This window comes from Bradyrhizobium macuxiense (assembly GCF_001542415.1).
GTDB lineage: Bacteria > Pseudomonadota > Alphaproteobacteria > Rhizobiales > Xanthobacteraceae > Bradyrhizobium > Bradyrhizobium macuxiense.
On record NZ_LNCU01000118.1, the window covers coordinates 37,319 to 61,527 of the forward strand.

General features: G+C 63.0%; 22 protein-coding genes. 16 read left to right on the top strand and 6 right to left on the bottom strand.

Annotated elements, in window-relative coordinates:
- Together AS156_RS45365 and AS156_RS36425 are read left to right on the top strand one after the other, a co-directional pair.
- On the top strand, positions 1-511 hold a 511-nt coding region (locus tag AS156_RS45365), incomplete at its 5' end, for a CoA transferase (RefSeq protein ID WP_245313228.1).
- The gene (locus AS156_RS36425; RefSeq protein WP_066514534.1) at positions 508-1,422 is read left to right on the top strand and encodes an HpcH/HpaI aldolase/citrate lyase family protein; all 915 of its coding nucleotides are present in this window, start codon (positions 508-510) and stop codon (positions 1,420-1,422) included. The genes AS156_RS45365 and AS156_RS36425, both read left to right, overlap by 4 nt.
- Before the next feature lie 127 nt (positions 1,423-1,549).
- Here the strand turns inward: AS156_RS36425 and AS156_RS36430 are convergent, their stop codons facing one another.
- Genes AS156_RS36430 through AS156_RS36440 form a run of 3 tightly spaced genes read right to left on the bottom strand, consistent with a single transcriptional unit; the run spans position 1,550 to position 4,311 of the window.
- Positions 1,550-2,218: a class II aldolase/adducin family protein gene (locus AS156_RS36430; RefSeq protein ID WP_066514647.1), complete on the bottom strand. Its 669-nt coding sequence runs from the start codon at positions 2,216-2,218 to the stop codon at positions 1,550-1,552.
- A 32-nt stretch (positions 2,219-2,250) separates the two neighbouring features.
- Positions 2,251-2,976 carry an SDR family oxidoreductase gene (locus tag AS156_RS36435; RefSeq protein ID WP_066514537.1) on the bottom strand — a complete coding sequence of 242 codons (726 nt, stop codon included), beginning with the start codon at positions 2,974-2,976 and terminating at the stop codon, positions 2,251-2,253.
- A gap of 15 nt (positions 2,977-2,991) precedes the next feature.
- Positions 2,992-4,311 carry a sn-glycerol-1-phosphate dehydrogenase gene (locus AS156_RS36440; RefSeq protein ID WP_245313229.1) on the bottom strand — a complete coding sequence of 440 codons (1,320 nt, stop codon included), beginning with the start codon at positions 4,309-4,311 and terminating at the stop codon, positions 2,992-2,994.
- A gap of 137 nt (positions 4,312-4,448) precedes the next feature.
- Here AS156_RS36440 and AS156_RS36445 point away from each other — a divergent pair, with 137 nt between their 5' ends.
- From AS156_RS36445 to AS156_RS36480, 8 genes are all read left to right on the top strand, one after another.
- The gene (locus AS156_RS36445; protein WP_066514539.1) at positions 4,449-5,486 is read left to right on the top strand and encodes a sugar-binding transcriptional regulator; all 1,038 of its coding nucleotides are present in this window, start codon (positions 4,449-4,451) and stop codon (positions 5,484-5,486) included.
- A gap of 67 nt (positions 5,487-5,553) precedes the next feature.
- The gene (locus AS156_RS36450) at positions 5,554-6,495 is read left to right on the top strand and encodes a carbohydrate ABC transporter permease (RefSeq protein WP_082747943.1); all 942 of its coding nucleotides are present in this window, start codon (positions 5,554-5,556) and stop codon (positions 6,493-6,495) included.
- Positions 6,495-7,385: a carbohydrate ABC transporter permease gene (locus tag AS156_RS36455; RefSeq protein WP_066514542.1), complete on the top strand. Its 891-nt coding sequence runs from the start codon at positions 6,495-6,497 to the stop codon at positions 7,383-7,385. The genes AS156_RS36450 and AS156_RS36455 overlap by 1 nt, the downstream gene beginning before the upstream one ends.
- Before the next feature lie 49 nt (positions 7,386-7,434).
- Positions 7,435-8,961, top strand: a complete 1,527-nt coding sequence (locus AS156_RS36460) for an ABC transporter substrate-binding protein (RefSeq protein ID WP_066514545.1) — start codon at positions 7,435-7,437, stop codon at positions 8,959-8,961.
- A gap of 65 nt (positions 8,962-9,026) precedes the next feature.
- Positions 9,027-10,556, top strand: a complete 1,530-nt coding sequence (locus AS156_RS36465) for a xylulokinase (RefSeq protein WP_066514548.1) — start codon at positions 9,027-9,029, stop codon at positions 10,554-10,556.
- Positions 10,553-11,356 carry an HAD-IIB family hydrolase gene (locus AS156_RS36470; protein WP_066514552.1) on the top strand — a complete coding sequence of 268 codons (804 nt, stop codon included), beginning with the start codon at positions 10,553-10,555 and terminating at the stop codon, positions 11,354-11,356. Before AS156_RS36465 ends, AS156_RS36470 begins: the two co-directional genes overlap by 4 nt.
- Before the next feature lie 15 nt (positions 11,357-11,371).
- The gene (locus tag AS156_RS36475; protein WP_066514555.1) at positions 11,372-12,478 is read left to right on the top strand and encodes an ABC transporter ATP-binding protein; all 1,107 of its coding nucleotides are present in this window, start codon (positions 11,372-11,374) and stop codon (positions 12,476-12,478) included.
- Positions 12,479-12,595: 117 nt separating this feature from the next.
- Positions 12,596-14,236 (top strand): choline dehydrogenase, encoded by a 1,641-nt coding sequence (locus AS156_RS36480; RefSeq protein WP_066514557.1) that lies wholly within the window; start codon positions 12,596-12,598, stop codon positions 14,234-14,236.
- 25 nt (positions 14,237-14,261) lie between these two features.
- Here the strand turns inward: AS156_RS36480 and AS156_RS36485 are convergent, their stop codons facing one another.
- Genes AS156_RS36485 through AS156_RS36495 form a run of 3 tightly spaced genes read right to left on the bottom strand, consistent with a single transcriptional unit; the run spans position 14,262 to position 17,423 of the window.
- A complete protein-coding gene (locus AS156_RS36485) occupies positions 14,262-15,287 on the bottom strand; it encodes a class II aldolase/adducin family protein (RefSeq protein ID WP_066514561.1) in 1,026 nt (341 codons plus the stop codon).
- 10 nt (positions 15,288-15,297) lie between these two features.
- Positions 15,298-16,146: a TIGR01459 family HAD-type hydrolase gene (locus AS156_RS36490; protein ID WP_066514567.1), complete on the bottom strand. Its 849-nt coding sequence runs from the start codon at positions 16,144-16,146 to the stop codon at positions 15,298-15,300.
- Positions 16,146-17,423, bottom strand: coding sequence for an FGGY-family carbohydrate kinase (locus tag AS156_RS36495; protein WP_066514570.1), 1,278 nt, complete (start codon positions 17,421-17,423; stop codon positions 16,146-16,148). The genes AS156_RS36490 and AS156_RS36495 overlap by 1 nt, the downstream gene beginning before the upstream one ends.
- A 180-nt stretch (positions 17,424-17,603) precedes the next feature.
- Here AS156_RS36495 and AS156_RS36500 point away from each other — a divergent pair, with 180 nt between their 5' ends.
- From AS156_RS36500 to AS156_RS36525, 6 genes are all read left to right on the top strand, one after another.
- Complete coding sequence (locus AS156_RS36500) at positions 17,604-18,593, top strand: sugar-binding transcriptional regulator (protein ID WP_066514574.1); 990 nt, start codon at positions 17,604-17,606, stop codon at positions 18,591-18,593.
- Positions 18,594-18,615: 22 nt separating this feature from the next.
- Complete coding sequence (locus tag AS156_RS36505) at positions 18,616-20,055, top strand: extracellular solute-binding protein (RefSeq protein ID WP_066514576.1); 1,440 nt, start codon at positions 18,616-18,618, stop codon at positions 20,053-20,055.
- 114 nt (positions 20,056-20,169) lie between these two features.
- On the top strand, positions 20,170-21,096 hold the full coding sequence (locus AS156_RS36510) for a carbohydrate ABC transporter permease (protein ID WP_201456169.1): 927 nt from the start codon (positions 20,170-20,172) through the stop codon (positions 21,094-21,096).
- A 16-nt stretch (positions 21,097-21,112) separates the two neighbouring features.
- Positions 21,113-21,970, top strand: a complete 858-nt coding sequence (locus tag AS156_RS36515) for a carbohydrate ABC transporter permease (protein ID WP_066514654.1) — start codon at positions 21,113-21,115, stop codon at positions 21,968-21,970.
- A 3-nt stretch (positions 21,971-21,973) separates the two neighbouring features.
- On the top strand, positions 21,974-23,077 hold the full coding sequence (locus tag AS156_RS36520) for an ABC transporter ATP-binding protein (protein ID WP_066514581.1): 1,104 nt from the start codon (positions 21,974-21,976) through the stop codon (positions 23,075-23,077).
- A 22-nt stretch (positions 23,078-23,099) separates the two neighbouring features.
- Positions 23,100-24,209 (top strand): ABC transporter ATP-binding protein, encoded by a 1,110-nt coding sequence (locus AS156_RS36525; RefSeq protein ID WP_066514662.1) that lies wholly within the window; start codon positions 23,100-23,102, stop codon positions 24,207-24,209.

Consider the following 24,209-nt stretch of genomic DNA (forward strand, 5'->3'; position numbering starts at 1 on the left):
GGTCCCGCGCAACGTCTATCGGACGCTCGACGATGGCTGGGTGTGTCTGTCCGCTTCAACCCAGGGCATGGCGATGCGCGTGCTGCGCTCGATCGGACGGCCCGAGCTGTGCGATGATCCGCGCTTTAAGACCAACGAACAGCGACTGATCCACGTCGCCGAACTTGACAAGATCATCGGTGATTTCATCGCCACGCGGACGGTCGAGGATAACGTGGCGTTCTTCGAAGCGGCCGAAGTGACCATTGGTCCGGTCAACGACACCGTGCGGCTTATGAACGATCGTCACGTGCGGGCGAGGGGGCTGCTCGCCGATTATCCCGACGAAGATATGGAATCGTTTCCGATGCATGCGGTGCCCGTGCGCCTCTCTGAAACACCCGGTAGCATTCGAACGCCGGCGCCCCGCCTTGGGCAGCACACCCGCGCAGTGTTGGGCGAAGCCGGCCTGACGGAAGACGAGATCAAGGAAGCCCTGGCTTCAGGCCTCGCGAAGGAAATCACGACATGACGATGATGCGAAAATTCCCGGTTTGGCGCTCCGCGCTATTCGTGCCCGCAAATGTGGAGCGCTTTGTCGCCAAAGCTGTCGATCGGGGCGCCGATGCCTTGATCATCGATCTCGAGGACAGCGTGCCGTTGGCCCAGAAAGACGCCGCTCGCGCGCTTGTTCCTGAAATCGTCAAACGTTTTCGCGATACCGGCAACTCAGACGTGATGGTGCGGATCAATCAACCGCTCGAACTGGCGGTGCGGGATATCGAATCCGCGGTCATCCCGGGCGTCGACGCCATCAAGATCACCAAGGTGGAAGGTCCCGAACACCTTCGCCTCTTGGACGAGATGGTGACGCGACTGGAACAGAGCCGTGGATTGCCGGTCGGCAAGATCTGGTTCGTCGGACTGATCGAAGCACCGGGCCCTCTGGCCAAGGCGCATGACATCGCGCGATCGACACCGCGGCTGGCCGGCATATCGCTGGGGGCGGAAGACTATGCCACCGCGATTGGCGCCAAGCCGACCGAGGAGACGCTGCTGATGCCAAAACAGCAGATCGTGCAGGCGGCTCGCGCCGCAGGCATCATGCCGCTTGGCACCATCGGTTCCGTGGCCGACTTCGCCGACGTCGATGGATATACCCGCATCGTGAGGCGATCGGCGGATTTTGGCTTCGTGGGCTCTGCCTGCATCCATCCGTCTCTGGTGCCCATCCTCAACGCGGGCTTCAGCCCATCGGTTCAGGAGGTTGCGTACGCCGAGCGCATCGTGGCGCTCGATCGGCAGGCTGCTGCTGAGGGCCGCGCCTCGTTTGCGCTTGATGGCAAGATGATCGATATTCCGATTGTTCAGCGCGCTGAAGCCTTGCTCGAACGAGCGAATGCGATTGCAGCTCGAAGCCGTAGGGCGCCCGGTTCTGCCTGAAGCTTCCAGGTCTCATAAACCTCACATACTTGCGAGCCTCGACGGCGCTGTCGCTGTTGCCTCTCCCTGATAGGCGGCCGCCCCAGAGCGAAGCTAATCATGCCACGTCATCATGGTGCTAGGCGCGTCAATTTTTGGCCGGCGGATCCTGCACGCCGTAGCTGCCGAATGCGGCGGCGGTCTCGTGAATTTCGGCTTCGTTCAGCAGGGTCGGTCCGCCGATCGCCAGCGCGAGATAGTATTGCCGGGCGATCGTCTCGAGCTCGACTGCCAGCCACATCGCCTTGTCCAGCGATGGCCCGGTGGCGATCATTCCGTGATTGGCAAGCAGGCAGGCGGTGCGGCCTTCGAGCGCCTTGAGCGCATGCTCGGACAGTTCCTTGGTGCCGAACCTCGCATAGCCGGCAACGCGGACGTTCATGCCGCCGAAAGCCGCCATCATGTAATGGCACGCCGGAATTTCCTTGCGTGCGATTGCCAGCACGGTCGCATAGGTTGAATGCGTGTGTACGATGCCTCCAACATCGGGGCGCGCCTTCATGATGTCGAGATGGAAGCGCCACTCGGTGGACGGCTTGAGCGGGCCCTTCCATGATCCGTATTCGCCGTCGATCGGCATCGCCGCAATCATGTCGGGGGTGAGCGAATCGTAAGGCGTTGCTGACGGCGAAATCAGCATGGTGCTGCCATGGCGCGCCGAAATGTTCCCGGATGTTCCCTGATTCAGCCCGGTGGCGTTCATCCAGCGGCATTTCGCAATGATTGCTTCGCGCAGCTGAAGTTCGGTGTCAGTCATGATCGGCTCCTCGAGGTCAGCGCGGACGGCGCTCAATATTTCTGTCGGGTCGGGGTGATGCAGATCTCCTGCACCAGCGCATTTTGCGGCAGGTTGTAGGCATCGAGAATCAGGTTGGCGACGTGCTCGGCCCCGATGCCGCCGCCGATGGCCGCCTTGTTTGCCTTGTAGTTGGCGAGCGTCACGGGGTCTCTCACACCGTCCAGCACCTCGGTCTCGATGATGCCGGGTGAAATGACGATGACGCGGACGTCATAACCGGACAGGTATTCGCGGAGGCTCTCGGCGACACCGTGGACGAAATATTTGGTGCCGCAGTAGACAGTATGATCGGGATAGACCTTCCGTCCCGCGATCGAGCTCATCATCACGAGCGTGCCGTGGCGGCGCTCCATCATACCGGACATCACGGCGTGGACGCTGTTCATGACGCCATTGATGTTGATGGCGATCATTTCATCCCAGTCGGCAGGATCTTGCTTGCCGATATCCCCAAGTCTGGCGACGCCGGCATTGGCGAACATCATGTCGACCGGGCCGAACTTTGCTTCGGCATCCCGCACGGCGGCGGCCAGCACGGCGCGATCGCGCACGTCGACCTGGCGGCAGACCGAGTTAGGCAGCCGCATGGCCTCCAGCCGCTCGATGCGGCGGGCCATCAGCAGCACGGGATGACCGGCCGCTGAAAAGGAGCGCGCGGTCGCCTCTCCAATGCCGGAACTGGCACCCGTCACGGCGACAAGCGGTTTTGCGGTCATGTCAAAGCCCTCCGATCAATGTTCGCCCTGTGCGAATGCCTCCAGCGTTCCGGCATCCGCGGCAATGTCGAGGAATGAAAAGCGGTTGCGCATCTCGCGACAGTGAATGATGGCTTCGCGATAGAGATCGACGGGCACGCCGAGTTCGGTGGCCGTCGTCGCGCCGCCCGCGGCTGACAGCAGACGCTCCATCTCATCGACCGGGATGGTGAAGGCAGCGAGCTCGCGACGAAGCACCGGCCAAGTGTCCTCGAGCTTGCGGTTGAACGCCACGGCGCTGTCGCGGTCGAAAGCCTTCTGCTTCAGATCGGCAAGGCATTGCGATGCGACTTCTTCCCCGAAGCGTCGATTCATGCCGGCCAAATCGATCTCGGTGGCGTGAACGGAGACGGGCCGATCGCTGGCGAGCATGTGTTGCTGCAGCCGCGCCATGCTCAGCGACGCGATACCAACCTGCTGGCCGTGCAGGCTGCCCGGATGCCGTGCGCCCGCAAAGCAATCGATGTAGTGCGAGATCTGGTGCTCTCCCATTGAGCCGTGGTGCGAGATGCCGGTGAAGGAAATGCCGAGACCGCACAATGTCAGCACGCGATAGAGATATCCCATCGCCTCGACGTCACCGGTGGGCAATTTGCCGGCGCGCTTGTTGAGCTCGACTTCGTCGGCGGCCTGGATCGTGTAGGGCTCCTGAAAATACGCCGTCCCCAAAAGGCGATGCGACATCCACCAGTCGGTCTGTGCGACCGAGCGGGCGAGGCAGTCGGCAAATCCGGAAGCCGCGAGATGGGGCGGCGCCGCGGCGGAGACTGCGAGATCGACAAAAAAGCCGGAAGGCGTGTGCGAGGGGAGCGACACCTTGAGGCCGCTATCGAGCGTGAGCGAAGCGGTGGAGGAGGTGTAGCCGTTCATCGACGCGGCGGTGGCGAAGACGCAATAGCGCCGGCCGTCCAGGCCCGTGACGTATTTGCAGAGGTCGTTGACGGTCCCGGAGCCGACGGCGACGACGGAATCGAATCCCCGCAGCTTCTCGGTCAGGCTACGGACCTCGGCCATATCAGCGTGCGGCCGATCGAGAACGATGGCCTCGATCGGACCAAGCTCGCGCAGCGCTCTGGCGACGCGCGCGCCCATCGCCTCATAGGTCGCCTGATCGGCAACCAGGGCAAGGCGACGCCCAAGTTTCAGCGACGCAACGAGTTCGGCCTCGTGACCCTCGAGGCTGTCTTCGATCACGATGGAATCGTAGGGCACCTTTACTGGCGCGCCCGTCAGCGGATTGATCCAGCGGCCTGCCACGAGATCGTCGATCAGCGCGGTCCAATTGTGCTTTGGCATCGGCAAAATCCCGCGCCGCACCATCGGCGCCGCGGCCCTGATCGTGACATTTGACAAAACGTATTGGCAATTAATCGAGCTAATTGACAATTGTCAACTAGGTGTGCATTTTGTGAAGAACACAAATTGGATCGCTGATGATCAAGACGCTGCAACGCCAGGTGACGCCGCCGCGGATCAAGCGCAGGGCGCTGTCGATTCCGGCGGAGTTCGACAGCGATCCTGTCGTGTGGGCGGCGTGGCTGTACTACGAGGAGGGCATGACGCAGGAGGAGGTCGCCGATCAGCTCGGCGTCTCGCGCGCTTCGGTGGTGAACTTTCTGCAGGAGGCCCGCGACCGCAACATCGTCACCATAGCGGTCTCTTCGCGGCATCTGCAGACCATCGGCTTGGCGCGCGAGCTGGCTGATGCCTACGGCCTCACCAGCTGCCTTGTTGTACCCGACGACGGAGGGCGGCTGCTGGTGCACGAGCGGATCGGCACGGCTGGCGCTCGGCTCTTGATCGAGCGGCTCAAGCCCGACGACGTGCTCGGCGTTTCCTGGGGCCGTACCGTGCAAGCATTGTCGGCGGCGCTGCCGGAGATGAAGCTCCCAGGCGTGACCGTTGCCCAGATCACCGGCTGTTCGATCGGAACGACGGAGTTTTCGCCGGAACTGTGCACCTCCAATATCGCGAACAGGCTTGGCGCGCGCTGCGTCAACCTGCACGCACCGGGCATCGTCTCAACCGCCCAGATCAAGCGCCTGTTCATGCAAGAGCCTGCGCTGGTCGAAACCTTCAAGATCATCCAGTCGAGCAACAAGGTGCTGTTCGGCGTCGGCAGCGTGGACGACGCGGGCACCGCGATGCGCAGCGGCTACATGACGCCGGAGAAGATCGCCCCGTATCTTGCGCGCGGCGCCGTCGGTGTGGTGAGCGGCCGTTTCATTGACCGCGAAGGCAAGCCGATCCTGGGTGCGCTCGACAACCAGATGATAGGCCTCACGCTCGACGAGATCGCCAAGGTCCCGGAGCGTATCTGCATCGCAGGTGGGAGCGACAAGATCGATGCGGTCTACGCCGCACTCAACAACAACTACGCGACGATTCTGGTCACGGACCTGGCAACGGCGAGAGCGCTCGTGCCGCGTGCGACCCGATCTCACCGAACCGGAGTATCAAGCCGGCCCTGAAACAAGTATGCGAAACCGGGCCGAAAGAGCCCGGCGCTGAGAAGAAGCTATGCGCGAGGAAACGTCTATGGTGTCGCACCATGCGCGAAGTCTGGCTGTCGACGTGCCGGTGTCCGGCACGGCGCCTCGTCGGGTCTGGCCGCGATTTCTGACCTCGGAACACCCGTTCCCCTGGCTGGCTCCGATTACCGCGCTCATCCTGGCGTTCGGCGTCTACCCGCTGCTGTATGCGCTATGGCTGTCGTTCTTCAAGCGCAACCCGATCACCCGCATGAACGTGTTCAACCCGACCTGGAATTGGGGGAAACTTATCGGCGATGAACGGGTGTGGGGGGCGATCGGCCATACGTATCTTTACACGATCACCGCGCTTTCGATCGAGCTTTGCCTCGGGCTCGCCATCGCCTTGCTGCTCGATAGCGACCGCAAAGGCTACGGGCTGTTGCGCGCGCTGATGACGTTACCCCTCGTGGTGCCGCCTGCAGTGACCGGCATGATGTTCCTGCTAATGCTGGACGGCTCATTCGGCGTGTTGAGCACGGGCCTGGTTTCGCTTGGGCTGTGGCCACCGCAGCATCCGATTCTCGCCTCCAGCGGCTCGGCGCTGGCCGGCGTTCTGCTGGCCGATATCTGGCAGTGGACGCCCTTCATGGTGCTGATCATGCTCGCCGGGCTCCGCGCCTTGCCGAAAGAACCTTTCGAGGCGGCGGCGATCGACGGGGCGACCCCCGCTCAGGCCTTCTTCCGCCTGACATTGCCGATGCTCTCCAGGATCATCGCGCTCGCGGTCCTGATCCGCGGCGTCGATCTGTTCCGCATCTATGACTACGTGAAGGTGATGACGGATAGCGGGCCGGGCACCGCGACCGAGACGCTGACGTCCTATGCCGGCACCATCTACTTCAAGAACGCCGACTTTCCCTATGCTTCCACCATCTCGCTGTTCACGCTGCTTCTGGTGATCATCACCTCGAGCCTCTTCATCAAGCTGTTCAAGGTGCGGTTCTGATGCAGGAAACATTCTGGCAGAGGCGATTGCGTGACGTGGCCGCCGTGCTCGTGGTCGGCGTGTTCATGTTTCCGTTGTTCTGGTGGGCGCTGACATCGTTCAAGCCTACGTCGGCGATCTTCGACAAGGACGGGATCGTCTGGTTCAACTTCAAGCCGACACTGGTGAACTACGCCGTGACCATGCTCGGCAAGTCGCGGGCGGAGCTCGCGATCGAGTCCGGCAACACGTTCGGGGTCGGCGGCGCGAGCTCCTATGACAGCCGCCAGACCATCATCGATTCGCTGATCGTTGCGATCGGTGCGACCGCGCTGACCGTGCTGCTGGCGGTGATGGCGGCGTATGCGCTGTCTCGGATGCGCTTCCGCTGGCGGCAGGCCTATCTGAACTGGATCCTGTCGCAACGCTTCATGCCGCCGATCGCGATCATCGTGCCGGTGGTCTTCATGTTCCACTACATGTCGCTGCTCGACACGCGGCTTGGCTTGATCCTCGTCGATACGCTGATCAACCTGCCGATCGCCGTCCTCTTGATGAAGTCCTTCTACGATGACGTTCCCGTCGACGTCGACGAGGCCGCCATGATCGATGGCGCGACGCGGTTGCAGATCTTCTGGCGCGTCGTCCTGCCGATGGTGAAGGGCGGCGTCGCGGCCACGGCGGTGCTTTGCTTCATCTTCTCCTGGACCGAATTCCTGCTGTCGTTGTTCCTGACCAATTCGATCCGGACTCTGCCCGTCAAGATCACGACCTTCGTGACCTCGACGGGTTCGGAATGGGGCTTCATCGCAGCACTCGGCACCACTGCCGTGATCCCAAGCTTCATCTTCATCTTGCTCGTCCAGAAGCAGCTTGTCCGCGGCCTAACCCTCGGATCTCTCAAGGAGTAGGCGCGCGGACCGAGACCAGAAAGTCAACAAAACGTTGGGAGGAGTATCAATGAGTTTCAAGAAATTCGACCAGCAGACATTCATTGTCGACAGCGCGAATGCCTATACGAACCGGCAAATCTCCAAGCGCGAATTCCTGCGCAGGATGGGATTGGCGGGCGTCGGCTTTTCGGCCTTCAGCCTCGGCATGCTCGGCAATCCGCGCGGCCTGCGCAGGGGCAGCATGCTCGGCACCGAGGCGTTCGCCGACGGATTGCCGGACAACCAGGCGAAGTGGCTGAAGGAGGTCGGCAGCAAGTTCAAGGGCGCCAAGATCCGCTATTCGACCGAGTCGACGCCGCCGTCGGTGGTGCTCAACCAGATCAAGAAGGAATTCACGGATCCGACCGGAATCGAGGTTGAGGTCGAGATCGTACCGCTGGAGCAGGTGCTCGCCAAGGCCACGCAAGACGTGCAGGGCCAGCTCGGCTCTTACGACCTCTACTACCTCGATCAATCCTGGATCTCGATGTTCCAGCCCGATTGCATCGATCCGGTCGCCTACTACAAGGAGAAACCCGAACTCGCGATGCCCGATTTCGATTGGGATGATTTCTCCAAGCCGCTCGTTCAGAATATTGCCCAGGTCGAAGGGAAGTGGATGGGCATTCCCTTCGACATCCCGATCTTCACGCTGATGTACCGCAAGGACATCCTCGAAAAGCACAAGATCGCCGTTCCGACCACCTACGAAGACTTCCTCGCGGCTGCGAGGCAGATCACCGAGGCCGAGAAGGGTAACGGCGTCTTCGGCACCGGCCTGCAGGCGAAGTCCGGGCACTATTCACTGGAGTGTGATTGGAGCCAGGCGGTGTGGGGCCATGGTGGCTCGATCTTCAACAAGAACAAGAAATTCTCGGGCAATGACGAGCAGGGTATTGCCGGCCTGAAATGGTACCAGGATCTGTTGAAGGTCTCGCCGCCGAACTCGACAGCTTCGACCTGGGACGGCCAGTTCGAGATGATGCATTCGGGCCAGGTGGCGCTGGTGCAGAGCTGGGATGAATTCTTCCCGGGTCTCGATGCAGACGACTCCAAGGTCAAGGGGCTGTGGGAGCCGGCCAAGCCGCTGACGGCGAAGAAGCTGCGTTCACCTTCCGACGCAGGCTTCAACGAGCAGCCGAATCTCGGTCATCAGGGCGGCTCTTGCATCTCGCTGTCGAAATACTCGAAGAACAAGGAGGCCGCTTGGATCTTCATGCAGTGGGGCTGCTGCAAGGAGATCATGACACGGTGCACGCTGCTTGGCGGTTTTGCGCCGATGCGCAATTCCTCGTTCGCCGATCCTCGCGTCAAGGCCAAGGCCAAGGTCGGCCCGGGCACGACGCGGCACCTCGAAACCGTGAAGTGGGTCATCGACAATGCGATGGCGACGGAGCCGCACATGGCGTTGTGGGCCGGTCTGTCGACCAACGAGATCCCGACCGAGCTCGGCAAGCTGCTCACAGGGCAGGCCTATGACGGCGATCCGAAGAAGTGCATGGACGCCCTGGCGAAGGATATCGACGCCAAGGTGAAGGATGCCGGCCTGCTCTAGGCCCCGCTGAGCAAGAGGTCGCGAAGGCGGTGCTAACCGCCTTCGCTTCTTTGGAACGAGACGGCATGACCCAAGATCTGGTTATTGGCATCGACAGCTCGACTTCGGCGACCAAGGCGATCGCCTGGGATCGTAGTGGCCGTGCCGTCGCGGAGGGGCGCAAGGCCATCAGCCTTGCCAATCCGCAGCCGGGATATTTCGAGCAGAACCCGGACGAGTGGTGGGATTCGACCGCGGCCGCGTTGCGCAGCATCACCGATCAGGTCGATGCCCAGCGCATCGCCGCCATTGCGATTTCAAATCAGCGCGAGACGTTTAGCGCGTTCAGCGAGGAGGGGGCCGCAATCAGGCCCGGCATGACCTGGCTCGACGAGCGGGCGCGGCCGCAGGTTGCGCGTTTCGGCAAATCGTTCGGGGCCGAGCGCGTGCACGCGATCTCCGGCAAGCCCCTTGATGTGTTGCCTTGCCTCTATCGCATCATCTGGATGTCGGAGCAGGAGCCGGAGATCTTTGCTCGCACCGCGCGATTTGCCGAAGTTCACGGCTATCTGACGCATTGCCTGACCGGCCAATGGCGGACCTCGACGGCATCGGCCGATCCGACCGGGCTGCTCGATATGGCGAGCGGCAGATGGTCGGATGACATCCTCGATGCCGCAGGCATCGCCGTCGAAAAGCTGCCGGAGCTGGTGCGGCCGAGTGCACGGACGGGCGAGGTCACGCATGCGGCGGCGGCGTTCACCGGTCTGTCGGCCGGCACGCCGGTCATTGCCGGTGGCGGTGACGGCCAATGCGCCAGCACCGGCGCCGGCGTCACATCGCCAGGAAGCGCCTACATCAACCTGGGGACCGCTGTGGTCTCGGGGAGTTACGGCCGCAACTACGCCTATGACCGCGCCTTCCGCACAGAGAAGGCCGTGTGCGACGATGGCTACATCTACGAGCAGTGCATCCGGACGGGCACGTTTCTGATCGATTGGATGGCGCGTGAGATGTTCGGGGCGGATCCGGTCGCGCAACGCAGCATCTTCAAGGCGCTGGAAGCCGAAGCGGCGGCGTGTCCGATCGGGGCCGGAGGCGTTGTCGTGTTGCCGTACTGGCTCGGCTGCATGACGCCCTACTGGGATCCCTATGCGCGCGGCGTCATCGCCGGGCTGTCAGGCTCGACCCGGCGCGGCGCGATCTATCGTGCCCTTCTGGAAGGCATAGCGCTCGAGGTGGCCGGCCAGATCGAGAGAATTACAGCGGCGACCGGAGGCGACATCGGACAGTTCTCGGCGATCGGCGGCGGTTCGGACAGCGATCTTTGGCTGCAGATCCTGGCTGACGCGTCGGCTCGCCCTGTCTCCCGCTCGACGGCGCGGGAAGCGTCGTCGCTGGGCGCGGCGATCGCGGCGGCCAAGGGAGCGGGCTGGTACGGAACGATCGCGGAAGCAACGGCGGCCATGACGAAGCCGCCGGCAAGGACGTTCCTGCCCGATCCCCGCAATGTGGCCCGATACGCCGAGTTGCGTGCCATTCATGCCGACCTCTGGCCCAAGCTTCTGGATTGGAACGCCCGGCTTGCCGCGTTCTCGGAAGAGACGCCGTCATGAAGCCCATCGCGAGCTTTCCCGCGGAAACGGCGCGCCGCATCGTCTGCGTTCTCACCGACATCGACGATACCTTGACCACCGACGGCCAGCTTCCCGCGGCCTCCTACGCCGCGCTGGAGAAGCTTCGCGGCGCCGGTCTCGCGGTCGTTCCGGTCACCGGCCGGCCGGCTGGCTGGTGCGACATGATTGCACGGTTCTGGCCGGTCGACGGCGTCATCGGCGAGAATGGCGCGTTCTATTTCCGGCACGATCCCGTAGCGAAGAAGATGATCCGCAAATTCATCGCGACCGAGGACGAGCGCGCCGCCAACCGCCGCAAGCTGCTGGCGCTCGGCGCGCGCATTCTGTCGGAGGTGCCGGGCGCCGCGATCTCGGCCGATCAGCTCTATCGCGAGGCAGACCTTGCGATCGATGTATGTGAGGACGTGCCGCCGCTGCCGCGCGCCGCCGTCAACAAGATCGTCTGCCTGTTTGAAAGGGAAGGCGGCATCGCCAAGGTTTCCTCCATTCATGTCAATGGATGGTTCGGCCGTTACGACAAGCTCGCCATGACCCGGATATTCCTGCGCGAAAGGTTGGGCCTCGATCTCGACGAGGCGAAGGAGCGCATCGTGTTCTGCGGCGACAGTCCGAACGATGCGCCGATGTTCGGCTTCTTCCCGTATGCGTGCGGCGTCGCCAACGTGCGGGATTTCGAGAGTTCGATGACTGCAACTCCGGCGTTCGTCGCCAGCAAGCGAGGCGGCGAGGGCTTTGTCGAGATTGCCGAGCGGATATTGTCGGCGAGGACAAGCGTTTAGCAGGAAGGTCAAGGCATGGCGTCTGTCACGATCAGCAATGTGCGCAAATCCTACGGTGGCTTCGAGGTGCTGCACGGCATCGATCTCTCCATCGCCAACGGCGAATTCGTGGTGCTGCTGGGACCCTCCGGTTGCGGAAAGTCGACGCTGCTGAGGATGGTTGCCGGACTCGAGCCGATCTCGTCGGGCCAGATCAGCATCGGCAATGTCGTGGTCAACGATCTGCATCCGAAGGATCGCGACATCGCGATGGTATTCCAGAACTACGCGCTCTATGCGCATTTGAGCGTATTCGACAACATGGCGTTCTCAATGCAGCTCAAGAAGCGTCCCAAGGATGAAATCAGGCGTAAAGTCGAGTGGGCGGCGTCGATCCTCAATCTGACGCCCTATCTCGACCGGCAGCCAAGGCAATTGTCGGGCGGCCAGCGCCAGCGCGTTGCGATGGGCCGTGCCATCGTGCGAGATCCGTCGGTGTTCCTGTTCGACGAGCCGCTGTCGAACCTCGACGCGAAGTTGCGTGTTCAGATGCGCACCGAGATCAAGGAGCTGCATCACAAACTGTCGACGACGACCATCTACGTCACCCACGACCAGATCGAGGCCATGACGATGGCCGATACGATTGTGGTCCTGCGCGACGGCAAGATCGAGCAGATCGGTAAGCCGCTCGATATCTATGATCGTCCAGCGAACCTGTTTGTCGCCGAGTTCATCGGCTCGCCGGCCATGAATTTCCTCTCCGGAGAGGTCGCCACCGAGGCGGGACGTCCCGTCGTGCACTCCAATGGCGTCGCTCTGCCGTTGCCCTCCGACGTCAAGGCCACCGTGGGGCAGACCGTGAAGTACGGGATCCGGCCCGAACATCTGCGGCCGGGCGCGGGCACCGAGGGTATTCCCGCCAAGGTGTCCGTCGTCGAGCCGACCGGGCCTGAAATACACATCTACGCCGATATTGGCGGACAGGAAGTTTGCGCCATTACGCAAGACCGCCTTGAGCTGTCGCCGGACGATCAGATCAGGCTGGTGCCCGCCCTGGACAGGATTCGTCTTTTCGAACCCGAGACAGGCAAGGTCATCGGTTCGGATGAGACCAGGCCGCGTACATTGATGCGGGCCTAGCTTGGGTGATCGAACGTCAGACCTCACCGCATAATTGAGGTGCAACCGTACGCAGGTCCGAAGTTGCCAGCTTCCCGCAACTGCCGATCAGCAGCGAACAAGAAGACGGAGGAAAGCATGGTGGACTACGTCATTGTCGGCGCCGGCTCGGCCGGCTGCGTGCTGGCAAATCGGCTGTCAGCCGTTCGGGAAAATGACGTCGTCCTGCTCGAGGCCGGTGGCCGGGATACCAATCCCTTCATCCATATGCCGGCGGGATATCTCGCGCTGATGAAATCGGGAAGCGTCGATTGGCACTATCATACGGACCCGCAGCCGCACCTGGACAATCGCGTGTTGTTTTGGCCGCGCGGCAAGGTGCTCGGCGGATCAAGCTCCATCAACGGCATGGTCTATATCCGCGGTCACGCGTCCGACTATGATTTGTGGGCGCAACTCGGCAATCGCGGCTGGTCCTACGGCGATTGCCTGCCATATTTCATTCGTTCGGAAGGGCGCCAGGCGGGCGCCGACGAATTTCACGGCGCGGATGGCCCGTTGCGGACGAGCCGGCTGCCGGAATTGACCCATCCACTGACCAAGGCCTGGTTTGCGGCCGGGGAGCAGGCAGGATATCGCGCGACGGACGATTTCAATGGTGCCGAGCTCGAAGGCTTCGGCCCCGTCGACAGCACCATCGCGGACAATCAACGCGCCAGCGCGGCGCGTTGCTATCTGCATCCCGTCATGAACCGTCCCAATCTCAAGGTGATCACCAGGGCGCTCGTCTCTCGAGTCCTGGTCGAGGGCGGGCGGGCCGTCGGCATCGAATACATCAGGGGCGGCCAGGTCCATACCTTGAGAGCCGAACGCGAGGTGATCCTGTCGGGCGGCGCGATCAACTCGCCGCAATTGCTCCAGTTGTCGGGAATTGGCGACGGAGACCATCTGCGCTCCCTCGGCATCAAGGTCGTTCACGAGCTCAAGGGCGTCGGGCAGAATCTGCAGGATCATCTGGCCTGCGGCGTCAAGCAGCGCTGCACCCAGCCGATCTCGTTTCTCAAGCACACCAAGCCGTTGGGCGCGACGAAGGCCTTCATCCAGTACGTGCTGACCAGGACGGGCCCCGCGACGTCGCATGGCCTGGAAGCCATGGCGTTTCTCAAATCGCAATCCGATCTCGTGGCGCCGGATCTTCAGTTCTTCTTCGTTCTCTTGATGTACAGCGATCACGGCCGCAAGATCACCAATGAACATGGCTTTATGGCCTATTTCAACATCGCGCGTCCCGAGAGCCGCGGTACCATCATGATCAGATCGGCCGATCCGCTGCAGCATCCCGCGATCCGGCCGAACTATTTGGAGGCGCCGGAGGACGTGCGAAACATGCGCGATGGCATCAGGATTGGCCGGGAGATCATCGCTCAGAAGGCCTTCGACCCCTATCGCGGGGATGAATATGCCCCCGGTTCTCGCGCCACATCGGACGCCGACATCGACAGCTACGTCCGTCAAACCTGCGAGACCATTTATCATCCGGTCGGCACCTGCAAGATGGGATCGGACCCGCTCGCCGTCGTCGATGATCATCTCCGCGTCCGCGGCATCGAGGGATTGCGGGTGATCGACGCATCCATCATGCCTCGATTGGTCTCGGGCAACACCAATGCGCCAACGATCATGATTGCGGAGAAGGGCGCCGACTTCATCCTCGGTCGCCAGCCTCTTACGGCAGCAACGCGACTGGCAGATACAGCCGCGCGGCAGGCGAGCCTGTAGCGTTGGGAAAAGCGCCCGTCTGGGTTCAGCGGTTGGCCGTCAATTGCTGGCGATAGTGCTCTGCGTTCCAGTTGAGCAGCGCGTGCTCATTCTGTTCGGTCAGATAGTGGATCCGTGCGTTCAGGGGCAGGCGGCAAGTCACGAGCGCAAGACAGGTCAGCATCGCTTCGGCCCCGGCGCTCGCATCCTTGCGGATGACACTGCCGATGCCCGGAACAAGAACCGCGACGGGCGGCCGCAATCCATCGGTGCTTTTCAGATCCGAGACGTGCCGCTTGTCGCCTGTGCCGAGGGTCGGCAGCGCCGGCCCCAGGAAGACGACATGGTCGGGATAGAGCGAGCCGCCTGTGGCGATCGCGAGATTGGAAGCGTCGGTTGCAATGTCGTGGCAGCGTGGATCGACCGGCAGGCGATAGTCGGTGGCTGCGCAGATCGCGCGGAGCGCCGCTTCATTCGCCGATGGGGCACCGCGCGGCGGCAGCGCAAGTCGCTGTTCGACGTCGGTTACCAAGGCCTCCGCTGCGCGGCAGGTGGCTGCACCGACCACGAGGCCATGGTTGCCAAGGATCAGGACATCGACAGAGTCGTTTGCGATTGCCGCGCTGACGGCCTGCGCCAGCGGCAGCCCGGGATGACAATAATCGAGATAACGCCAGGCCAGCCCTTCGAGCCGCCGGGCGAGTTCGTCGGCGGCACCGTTCTGGACGGCCCAGGCGATCGTGTTGACGGAGTGGACGTGCAGCACCACGGGGTGCGGCATGAGCGCATGCAGCGAGGTTTCGATCGAGGCGCGCAGCGTCGTTTTGGCGTCAGGCGCGAGTGGCACGCGCTCGTCGCCCTGCTCCAGCGCCGCGCGCGCGGCGGTAAGCGAAACCGGGACAAAGACGTCCTTGTCCATGGCGTCGGCAAGCCAGGTGCCTGACGCCTTCACCCAGAGCATGTCGCCATTCTTCACCGACGAGTTGCCGCCGGCGCCCTGAACGAGCCGCATGTTCCTGCCGACGCGTGCCGACATGTCGCGGAGGTCATCGAGTTGAGCGGGCTGTTGCATCGTGTGGATCTCACCAGGCTAGGCGCGTCATGGTCCAATGCGGCGTGCGAGCGTTCGGGCCGGCCACCCCGTGGACTGGCTCGTTGGGCGAATCTCTGTGCACACCGGCACGCAGAAATAGCGTCAACATGCCTGCGGCGTGTGCGCCGGCGATGTCATGGTCGAGGGAATCGCCGACCATCAGCACGCGCGCAGGGGGCGGCTGGCCCAGTTCGTCAAGCGCGGCCTTGAAGATCGGTGCATGCGGCTTGCCGACAAATGTCACGCGTCCGCCAAGCATCTCATAGAAATGTGCCAAGGCACCGGGCGCGGGGATCAGTCCTTGCGCGCCGAACATGGCGAGGTCGGGATTGGCGCACAGCATCGGCAGGCTGCGCGTCGCGGCTCCGGTCAGTCGTTGACGCCAATATTCGGGATCGGCCGCGGCATCATCGAGACCGGCAAGCAGAATGAAGTCGGCGTTCTCCGGGTCGGCCACGATGGCAAGATCGAGCCCGTCAACGATCGTGCGGTCGCCACCTCGCGCGATCAGGAAGCATCCGCGGCCAAGCTCGGCAAACGGCGCTCGCGTGCGCTTCTTGAGGCCGTTCCAGGTGACTTCTCCCGAAGTCAGGATGCCATCATAGGCGTCTGTTGGCAGGCCGAGCGAGGCGAGCCGTTGCGCATTGCTTCGGGCACGCTTGCCGGAGTTCGAAAGCACCAGCACGCGCTTGCCGGCCTGGCGCAGCCGCGCCAGGCAGTCGCGGGCAGCGGGAAAGATCGATTGGCCTTCGTGAAGTGTGCCCCATTGGTCGAGCAGCACGTGATCGAACCGGTCGACAATCGTGCGAAGTCCTTCGATCTCGATCGTCTCGTCCATCACGTCGGACCGCCCCGCAAGGCAAGCAGCGCCGCGCCGTAGCTGGCCTCGGTTTGCTCGGCGACCGTTACGGATACACCGAGTGCGCGCCGCCTGATCTCGGTCCAGGCATCGTTCCGGGCGCCACCTCCGATGCTGATGACCCGGCGAAGTGGCGGCGCTCCGAGGCGTGCGAGTTGCTGATAGGCGAGCGCCTCGACCGAGGCGATACCCTCCAGCAGGGCCTGGAAGAAGCGGTGATCTTCCGGTGGGCGCGGCGTGATCCGGGCCGGCATGGTCGGATCGGCAATCGGAAATCGCTCCCCCGGCTTGGCAAGGGGGTAATAGTCGAGACCGGTTGGTGCCTCGGGCCTCAATTGCGGCGTCAGCCGTTCCATCTCCGCAGCGGTGAAATGCGCGAGCAGCGCGCCGCCGCCTGTGTTGGAAGCGCCGCCTGCGAGCCAGCTCTCACCAAGCCGGTGCGAATAGACGCCCTGGCTCGCGGCAAAGATCGGTCGCGTCGCAAGCTGCTTGACCACCAGTGTTGTGCCGAGCGAGGTGACGGCATCGCCAGGCGTGTCGGCGCGTGTGGCGACGAAGGCGGCGACGCCGTCGGTCGTGCCGGCTGCGACATGGGCCGACCGTGGCAGGCCGAGCGTGGTCGCAACCTTTGGATCGACGGTGGCAAACGGTGCTCCCGGCACCAGGACCTTCGGCAGCAATTCGCGGGGGACGTCGAGTCGATCGAGCCAGGCCGGCCAGGTTCGCGTGACAGGATCGTAGCCAAGCTTCAACGTGTTGTTCTCGTCGCTGACGCCATGTTGTCCGGCCAGCCGCCCGGCAATCCAGTCGGCCTGATGAACGGCGAAGCGCGCACCGCCGGGGCCTTGGCCCACAAGGTGGAGCAGCTTCGCGAGCGCGCTGCTTGCGCCGTGGGCGCCGCTTTCGGCTGGCGCCACGGCCGCGATGCGGGCGGCGTCCGTCGCGGCGCGCGCATCGTTGTACATCAGCCCCGGCGTGAGTGGCCGGCCTCCCTCATTAATCAGGAGGAGGGTGCCTGAGGTGCCGTCGACGGAGATCCGTTCGACCTCGGCGAGGTCGATCGTGGCGCCAAGCTTGCCGATCGCGGCGACGGTCGCATGCCACCACAGTTCGGGATCTTGATCGATTGCGGCGCCGTCCTGCCGCGGTGGCGGCAAGGCGGCGGATTCCATTCCCCGGATATCGCCGCGCGCGTCGACCGCGCAAGCGCGGACGCCACCCGTTCCAACGTCAATTCCGAGGAACAAACCTGACATTCGACTTCACCACGATTGGCGATCGCATCGTAACGCGGCGCGCTCCACCGAGACGTCATTTGCACTGCAGCACGTTTGGGGGATTGACGTCCCGATCCGCGTCTGCAATTTTTTGCAGCATCTGAAGAAATTTGCAAGCGGGCTTTTTGCGGCGTGGTGACATCCTCAGACAGGCTGCCGATGGTTGATGGCGAAGCCTCGCTCGCGACGCGGGCGGCATGGCTGTACTTCGCCGCCGGGCTCACGCAGTCCGAGGTCGCGGACCGCCTCAACATTCAAAGCACCAAGGCGCACCGGCTGATCGCGCGCGCGAGCCGCGAGGGCATGATCCGCGTTTTCGTCGAAGGACCGGTCGCCGAATGCGTGGCGCTGGAGAACACCCTGGCCGAGCGCTACGGCCTCGGCTTCTGCCGCGTCGCGCCCGATCTTGGAGAGGGCGATTTGCCGCTGAAGGCGCTCGCGCTTGAGGGGGCGAGTTTCCTTCGGCAGATCCTTGAACGCGGCGAACACAAGATCATTGGCGTCGGCCACGGCCGTACGCTGGCCGCGGCGATCGAGCACTTGCCGCAGACGCCGGCCCGCGATGTGCAGTTCGTCTCGCTGCTCGGCGGTCTGACCCGCAAGTTCGCTGCCAATCCGTTCGATGTCATTCACCGGCTGGCGGAGCGCACCGGGGCCGAGGCCTACCTTCTGCCGGTGCCGGTGTTCGCCAATTCGGTCGCAGACCGCGCGGTGCTGATGCAGCAATATGGCATTGCGGAGGTGTATGCGCTGGCGCGCGAGGCATCGCTGCTGTTCGTCGGCATCGGGCAGATCCACAGCGACGGGTTCCTGGTCTCGAGCGGGATGATCAAGCCGGACGAGGTCGTCGAGTTGAAGCGCGCCGGCGCCTGCGCCGACCTCCTCGGACACTTCTTCAGCGCCGATGGTCAGGTGCTCGACATCGATCTCTCCGCGCGTGCCACCTCGATGGCGCCGGCAGACCTCAGGGCGCATCGCATCGTCGCGATCGGCGGTGGATTGGCCAAGGTGGCCGCGCTCCGCGCGGTGCTGCGCAGCGGCCTTCTGCACGGCCTCATCATCGACGAAGTGACCGCGCAGGCACTCGCTATCGACAAACCGGAGACAACATCCGGCAAGACCAAGAACAAGGGTCGCAAGGGAAAGTAAACGCGCAAAATGGGAGGTTATAATGTACGATCGAGAGAAGAATCTGTTCGACTCTTACGCCGCCAAGCGCATCAGCCGGCGTGATCTGCTGGACGGCGCCGCGAAGTTAGGCATCGCGAGCGTTGCCGCCAACGCAGCCTTTGCGTCCTCGGTATCGCGGGCCATGGCTGCGGATTTCAACTGGAAGGCCTATAGCGGCAAGTCCGTCAAGCTGCTCTTGAACAAGCATCCATATGTCGATGCGATGATCGGCGACCTCGAAGCGTTCAAGACCCTCACCGGGATGAACGTCACCTACGACATCTTCCCGGAAGACGTGTATTTCGACAAGGTGACGGCGGCGCTGTCCTCGAAATCGGACCAGTACGACGCCTTCATGACCGGCGCCTACATGACCTGGACTTATGGTCCGGCCGGCTGGATCGAGGATCTCAACACCTACATCAAGGACCCTGCCAAGACCAATCCGGCATTTGCCTGGGACGATGTGCTGCCAGGCTTGCGCGCATCCACCGCGTGGGACGGTGTCGCCGGTTCCGAGCTCGGGTCGGGCAAGGCCAAGCAGTGGTGCATTCCGTGGGGCTATGAGCTCAACAACATCACCTACAACCGCAACATCTTCGACAAGGTCGGCGTCAAGCCGCCGAAGAATCTCGATGAGCTGCTTGAAGTCGCCGCGAAGGTCACGAAGGATGCGGGTGGACCGTACGGCATCGGTGTGCGCGGGTCGCGCTCCTGGGCAACCATCCATCCCGGTTTCCTGTCCGCCTATTCGAATTTCGGCCAGAAGGATTTCGTGATGGAAGGCGGCAAGCTGAAGGCCGCGATGAACACCAAGGCCTCGAAGGACTTCCACGAGAGGTGGGTCAAGATGATCCAGGGCTCAGGCCCGAAGAATTGGTCGACCTACACCTGGTATCAGGTCGGCACCGATCTCGGCGCGGGCGCTTCCGGCATGATCTTCGATGCCGACATCCTCGGCTATTTCATGAATGGCGGCGACAACAAGGAGAAGGGGCATCTCGGCTACGCGCCCTTCGCAGCCAATCCGGCCGCCAAGGCGCCGACGCCGAATGTCTGGATCTGGTCGCTCGCACTCTCGAGCTTCTCCAAGCAGAAGGATGCGGCGTGGCTGTTCATGCAGTGGGCCGCGTCGACCGAGCATGACCTGTTCGGGGCCCGCAAGATGGACTTCGTCAATCCGGTGCGCGCCTCGGTGTGGAAGGACAGCGAGTTCCGCGACCGCATCGCGAAGTCCTATCCCGGCTACCTCGAGCAGCATGATGTCTCGTCTCCCGGCGCCAAGATCTACTTCACTGCGCAGCCGCTGTTCTTCGATCTGACGACCGAATGGGCCGCCTCGCTGCAGAAGATGGTGGCCAAGGAGGTCAGTGTCGACGAAGGGCTCGACAAGCTCGCCGACAGCATCAATCGCCAGCTCAAGCAGGCGGGCCTGGGTTAATGCCTTGCGTGGTGCCCTGATTCCTCCGCACCACGACAACCCGCCGGTTCGGACCGCGAACCGATCCGAACCGGCGATGTTGCAGCGAGCAGGTGACGTTTTATCATCATGACCATGGCCCAGCTTTCCGAGACGAACACGCTTCCGCGCCGCAAGCCAAGGCCGCGGGGACGCATGTTGCCCTACATCCTGAGCTTGCCGGCGTTGCTCGTCTGCATCGCCATTCTCGTGCCTTTCGTGACGGCGGCGGTCTATTCCCTGCAGCGCTACCGGCTGAACCTGCCGTATCTGCGCGGCTTCATCTGGGCCGACAATTATATCGACTTCCTGACCGATCCCGCCTTCTGGAACACGCTGCGGATATCGCTGATCTACACAGCGCTCACCGTGGTCCTCGAGCTTCTGCTCGGCCTGGGGATTGCCTTGCTCTTGCGGCGCCCGACACGGTTCCACAACGCGGTATCGATCGCGCTGCTGTTGCCGCTGATGACGGCTCCGGCGATCGCTGCGCTGATGTGGAAGCTGATGACCAATCCGGGCTTCGGCATCCTATCCTATCTGGTCAGCTTGTTCGGCGTTCATGACTTCAAATGGGCATCGGACCCGTCGACCGCGCTGTTCACGGTGGTTCTGGTCGACGTCTGGGTCTACACGCCCTTCATCATGATCCTGTTGCTGGCCGGGCTTCGTTCGCTGCCGCGTCAGCCATTTGAGGCCGCCGCGCTGGACGGAGTGCCCGCAAGCTTTGTGTTCTTTCGTATCACGCTGCCGATGCTGGCGCCTTACATCATCACGGCGTCGCTGTTTCGCCTGCTCGATTCGATCCAGCAGTTCGACATCATCTATGCGATGACGCAGGGCGGACCGGGCGACCGGCTCATGGTGTTCCAGGTTCAGGCCTATCTCGAATTCTTCCAGTACACCAATGTTGGGCGCTCGGCGGCATTGCTAATGATCTTGTGGCTGATCACCAATATCCTGTCGAACATCTTCATCAAGAACTGGCTGCGGCTGCGTGAGCGCGCCCACGGTCACGCGTAAGAGGCGGGAGGCGACGATGGATCATTCCAGTCTTGCGGGCCGCATCTTCCGGGGCGTAGCGCTGGCGCTCGTGCTTGTGTTCTTCATGTTTCCGATCGTCTGGATCTTCCTGATGTCGTTCCAGAGCAACGAGCAGATCCTGCGGATTCCGCCGCACATCCTGTTCGAGCCGACGCTGACCAACTACCAGGCGCTGATCTCGGGGCAGCTGCGCACCACGGCCGGCAATCTCGAGATCTCGTTCATGCGCAACCTCGTGAACAGCTTTGTGTTGTCGAGCGCGGCGGTGATCATGGCGCTGCTGCTTGGCGTGCCTGCGGCTTATGCGTTTGCCCGGTTCAAGTTCCGGCTCGGTGAATCCATCGCATTCACGCTGCTGTCGTTTCGCTTTGCTCCACCGCTTCTGGTGCTGTTGCCGCTGTCGCTCTACTACCAGCAACTGGGGCTCAGCGACACCTACTTCGGCATCGTCTGGGTCTATCAGCTGATCGCGCTGCCCCTGATCCTGTGGATCGTGCGCGGCTATTTCGAGGATATCAGCCCTGACATCGAGCATGCCTATCGCCTGGCTGGCCACACATGGCGCGAGGCGTTTACCCGCATTGCGGTGCCGCTCGCGGGCCCGGGTATTGCGGCTGCCGGGCTGCTGTCCTTCATCTTCTGCTGGAACAATTTTGTCTTTGCGCTGATCCTGGCGTCCGCCGACAAGCAGCCGGTGACGGTGGGCGCGCTGGCATTCGTCACCGCATCCGGGATCCAATACGGTCAGATCGCGGCGGCGATCGTGCTGTCGGTCACGCCGACGCTGCTGCTCGCGCTCTACGCGCAGCGCTATCTGGTCGAGGGTCTGTCGCTCGGTGCGGTGAAGGGCTGAAGCATGGCGCGTCTCGACATCAACGCCGTTGGCAAGTCATTCGGACCGGTCCGTTGTGCGGACGGATTGTCCTTTGCAGTCGAGCCCGGCGAGATCGTTGCCGTGTTCGGGCCCTCCGGAAGCGGCAAGACCATGCTGCTGCGCATGATCGCGGGCATGTACGAGCCCGACGAGGGGGACATTCTGGTCGGCGGTCAGTCGATCGTGGGCGCGCCGCCGGAACGGCGCGGGGTCGGCATGGCCTTCCAGAACTTTGCGCTGTTCCCGCACATGACGGCGCGAAACAATATCGCAAGCGGCCTGCGGGCGAGGGCAGGCAATGAAGACGTCGCCTCGCGGGTGAAGTCGATCAGCAAGCTTCTGAAGATCGAGCACGTGCTCGGTCACATGCCACGCGAATTGTCGAATGGGCAGAAGCAACGCACTGCGCTGGCACGCGCCCTGATCGGCAATCCCGATGTGCTGCTGCTGGATGACCCGTTGCGCAATGTCGATGCCAAGCTGCGCTACGAGATGCGGCTCGAATTGCCGAGTCTGCTGCGCCGCAGTTCGGCCGCGGTGCTCTATGTCACGCAGGATTATCGCGAGGCTATGGCGATTGCAGACCGGATTGCGGTCCTGGTTGGTGGTAGATTGGTCCAGCTCGCGCGGCCGGAAGAGGTCTATGCGAGGCCTGCATCCGTCGCGGTCGCGCGCCTGTTTGGTGATCCGAGCATCAATCTTGCCGAAGTCGAGCCCCAGGTCGGGCAGGGAGGTCTGAGCGCCGACGTCGCAGGGACGCGGGTGCGGCTCGATTCGGGTGACCGGACGGGAGCTCAAGGTCCATGCTGGCTCGGTGTTCGTCCCGACGACCTCGTGGTTACCCGCAATGCCGGTGATGACGCCATTCCCGCGCGCGTCGTCGCGATCACGCCGATGCACGAGCGAGCCGTGCTGTTGCTGCGGTTCGCCGATGGCTCCGAATGGCTCGCGGCACTGGCGCCGGATGCGCCGGTGGCGAGCGCGGATGACGACGTATTTGTTCGGTTCGCGCCAGAGTCGGCCCTGCTGTTCGATCGCGCAACCGGGCTTCGCGTCGGTCAGCCGGACCGGCGCCAGGCGGCATGAGGGGAGCGAGGCGACCATGGGCATGCTCGAAATCCGGAATGTCGACAAGGTCTATCGCAGTCGCGGCAAGCCACCTGTTCACGCCGTGCGCGCGCTCGACATGGAGGTCGGGAAGGGCGAGATCGTCGCGCTGCTCGGATCCTCGGGTTGCGGCAAGACCTCGACCTTGCGCATGGTCGCGGGTTTCGAGAGCGTCACGTCCGGCGAGATTGCACTGGGCGCGCGGCAGATCCACGATTTGCCGCCCGCGCGGCGCAAGGTGGCGATGGCCTTCGAGGGTTACTCGCTTTATCCGCCTCTCACGGTCCGCGAGAACATCGCTTTCGCCCTGAAGGCGCAGCAGCTCACCCATAGCGAGGTTTCGCGCAGGGTCGATGCGATCGCGCGGCTGGTCGAGATCGAGGACACGCTGGACAAGTACCCCCGCTCGATCTCCGGCGGTCAGCAGCAGCGGGTGTCACTGGCCCGTGCGCTGGTGCGTGACGCCGATCTCTATCTGCTGGATGAACCGATGGGGCAGCTTGAGCCGCAACTCCGCGCAGTGCTGCGCGGGCGGATCAAGGGCCTGCTTGCCGAGCGCGGCATGACGGCGATCTTCGTGACCCATGACCAGACCGAGGCCAGCGCGCTGGCCGATCGGATCGCCGTAATGGAAGATGGCGTGCTGCAGCAGTTCGCGAGCGAGAAAGAGTTGAAAAGCCGGCCCGCGAACCTGTTCGTCGCAAGCTTCATCGGCGAGCCACCGATGAACCTGCTGGAGACAGAGGTGACTGCCGGCGATGGCGGTTTTCAGCTGTCAGTTGGCTCGGACATCACCTTCCATATACCCGGCGGCACGCTCGATCAGCACGCCCGGCGTACGCTGGAACAGAACAAGCGTGTCCGTGTCGGCATCCGGCCACAGAAGGTCGCGGTCGGGACGGGTGATGTGCAGGTGCGCGTGACGTCCAATCAATGGCTGGGCGATCAATCGCATGTCGCCGGCGAGTGTGCCGGCAACCTCCTGATCGCGGTGGCGGCAAGCCGGATTGCTGCGCGGCCGGGAGACGTCATTCCGTTTGCGCTGGAGCCGCGGCACCTTCACATTTTCGGTGCCGACGGGGTCTGCATTCGCCATGCGGAGGTGGTCTGA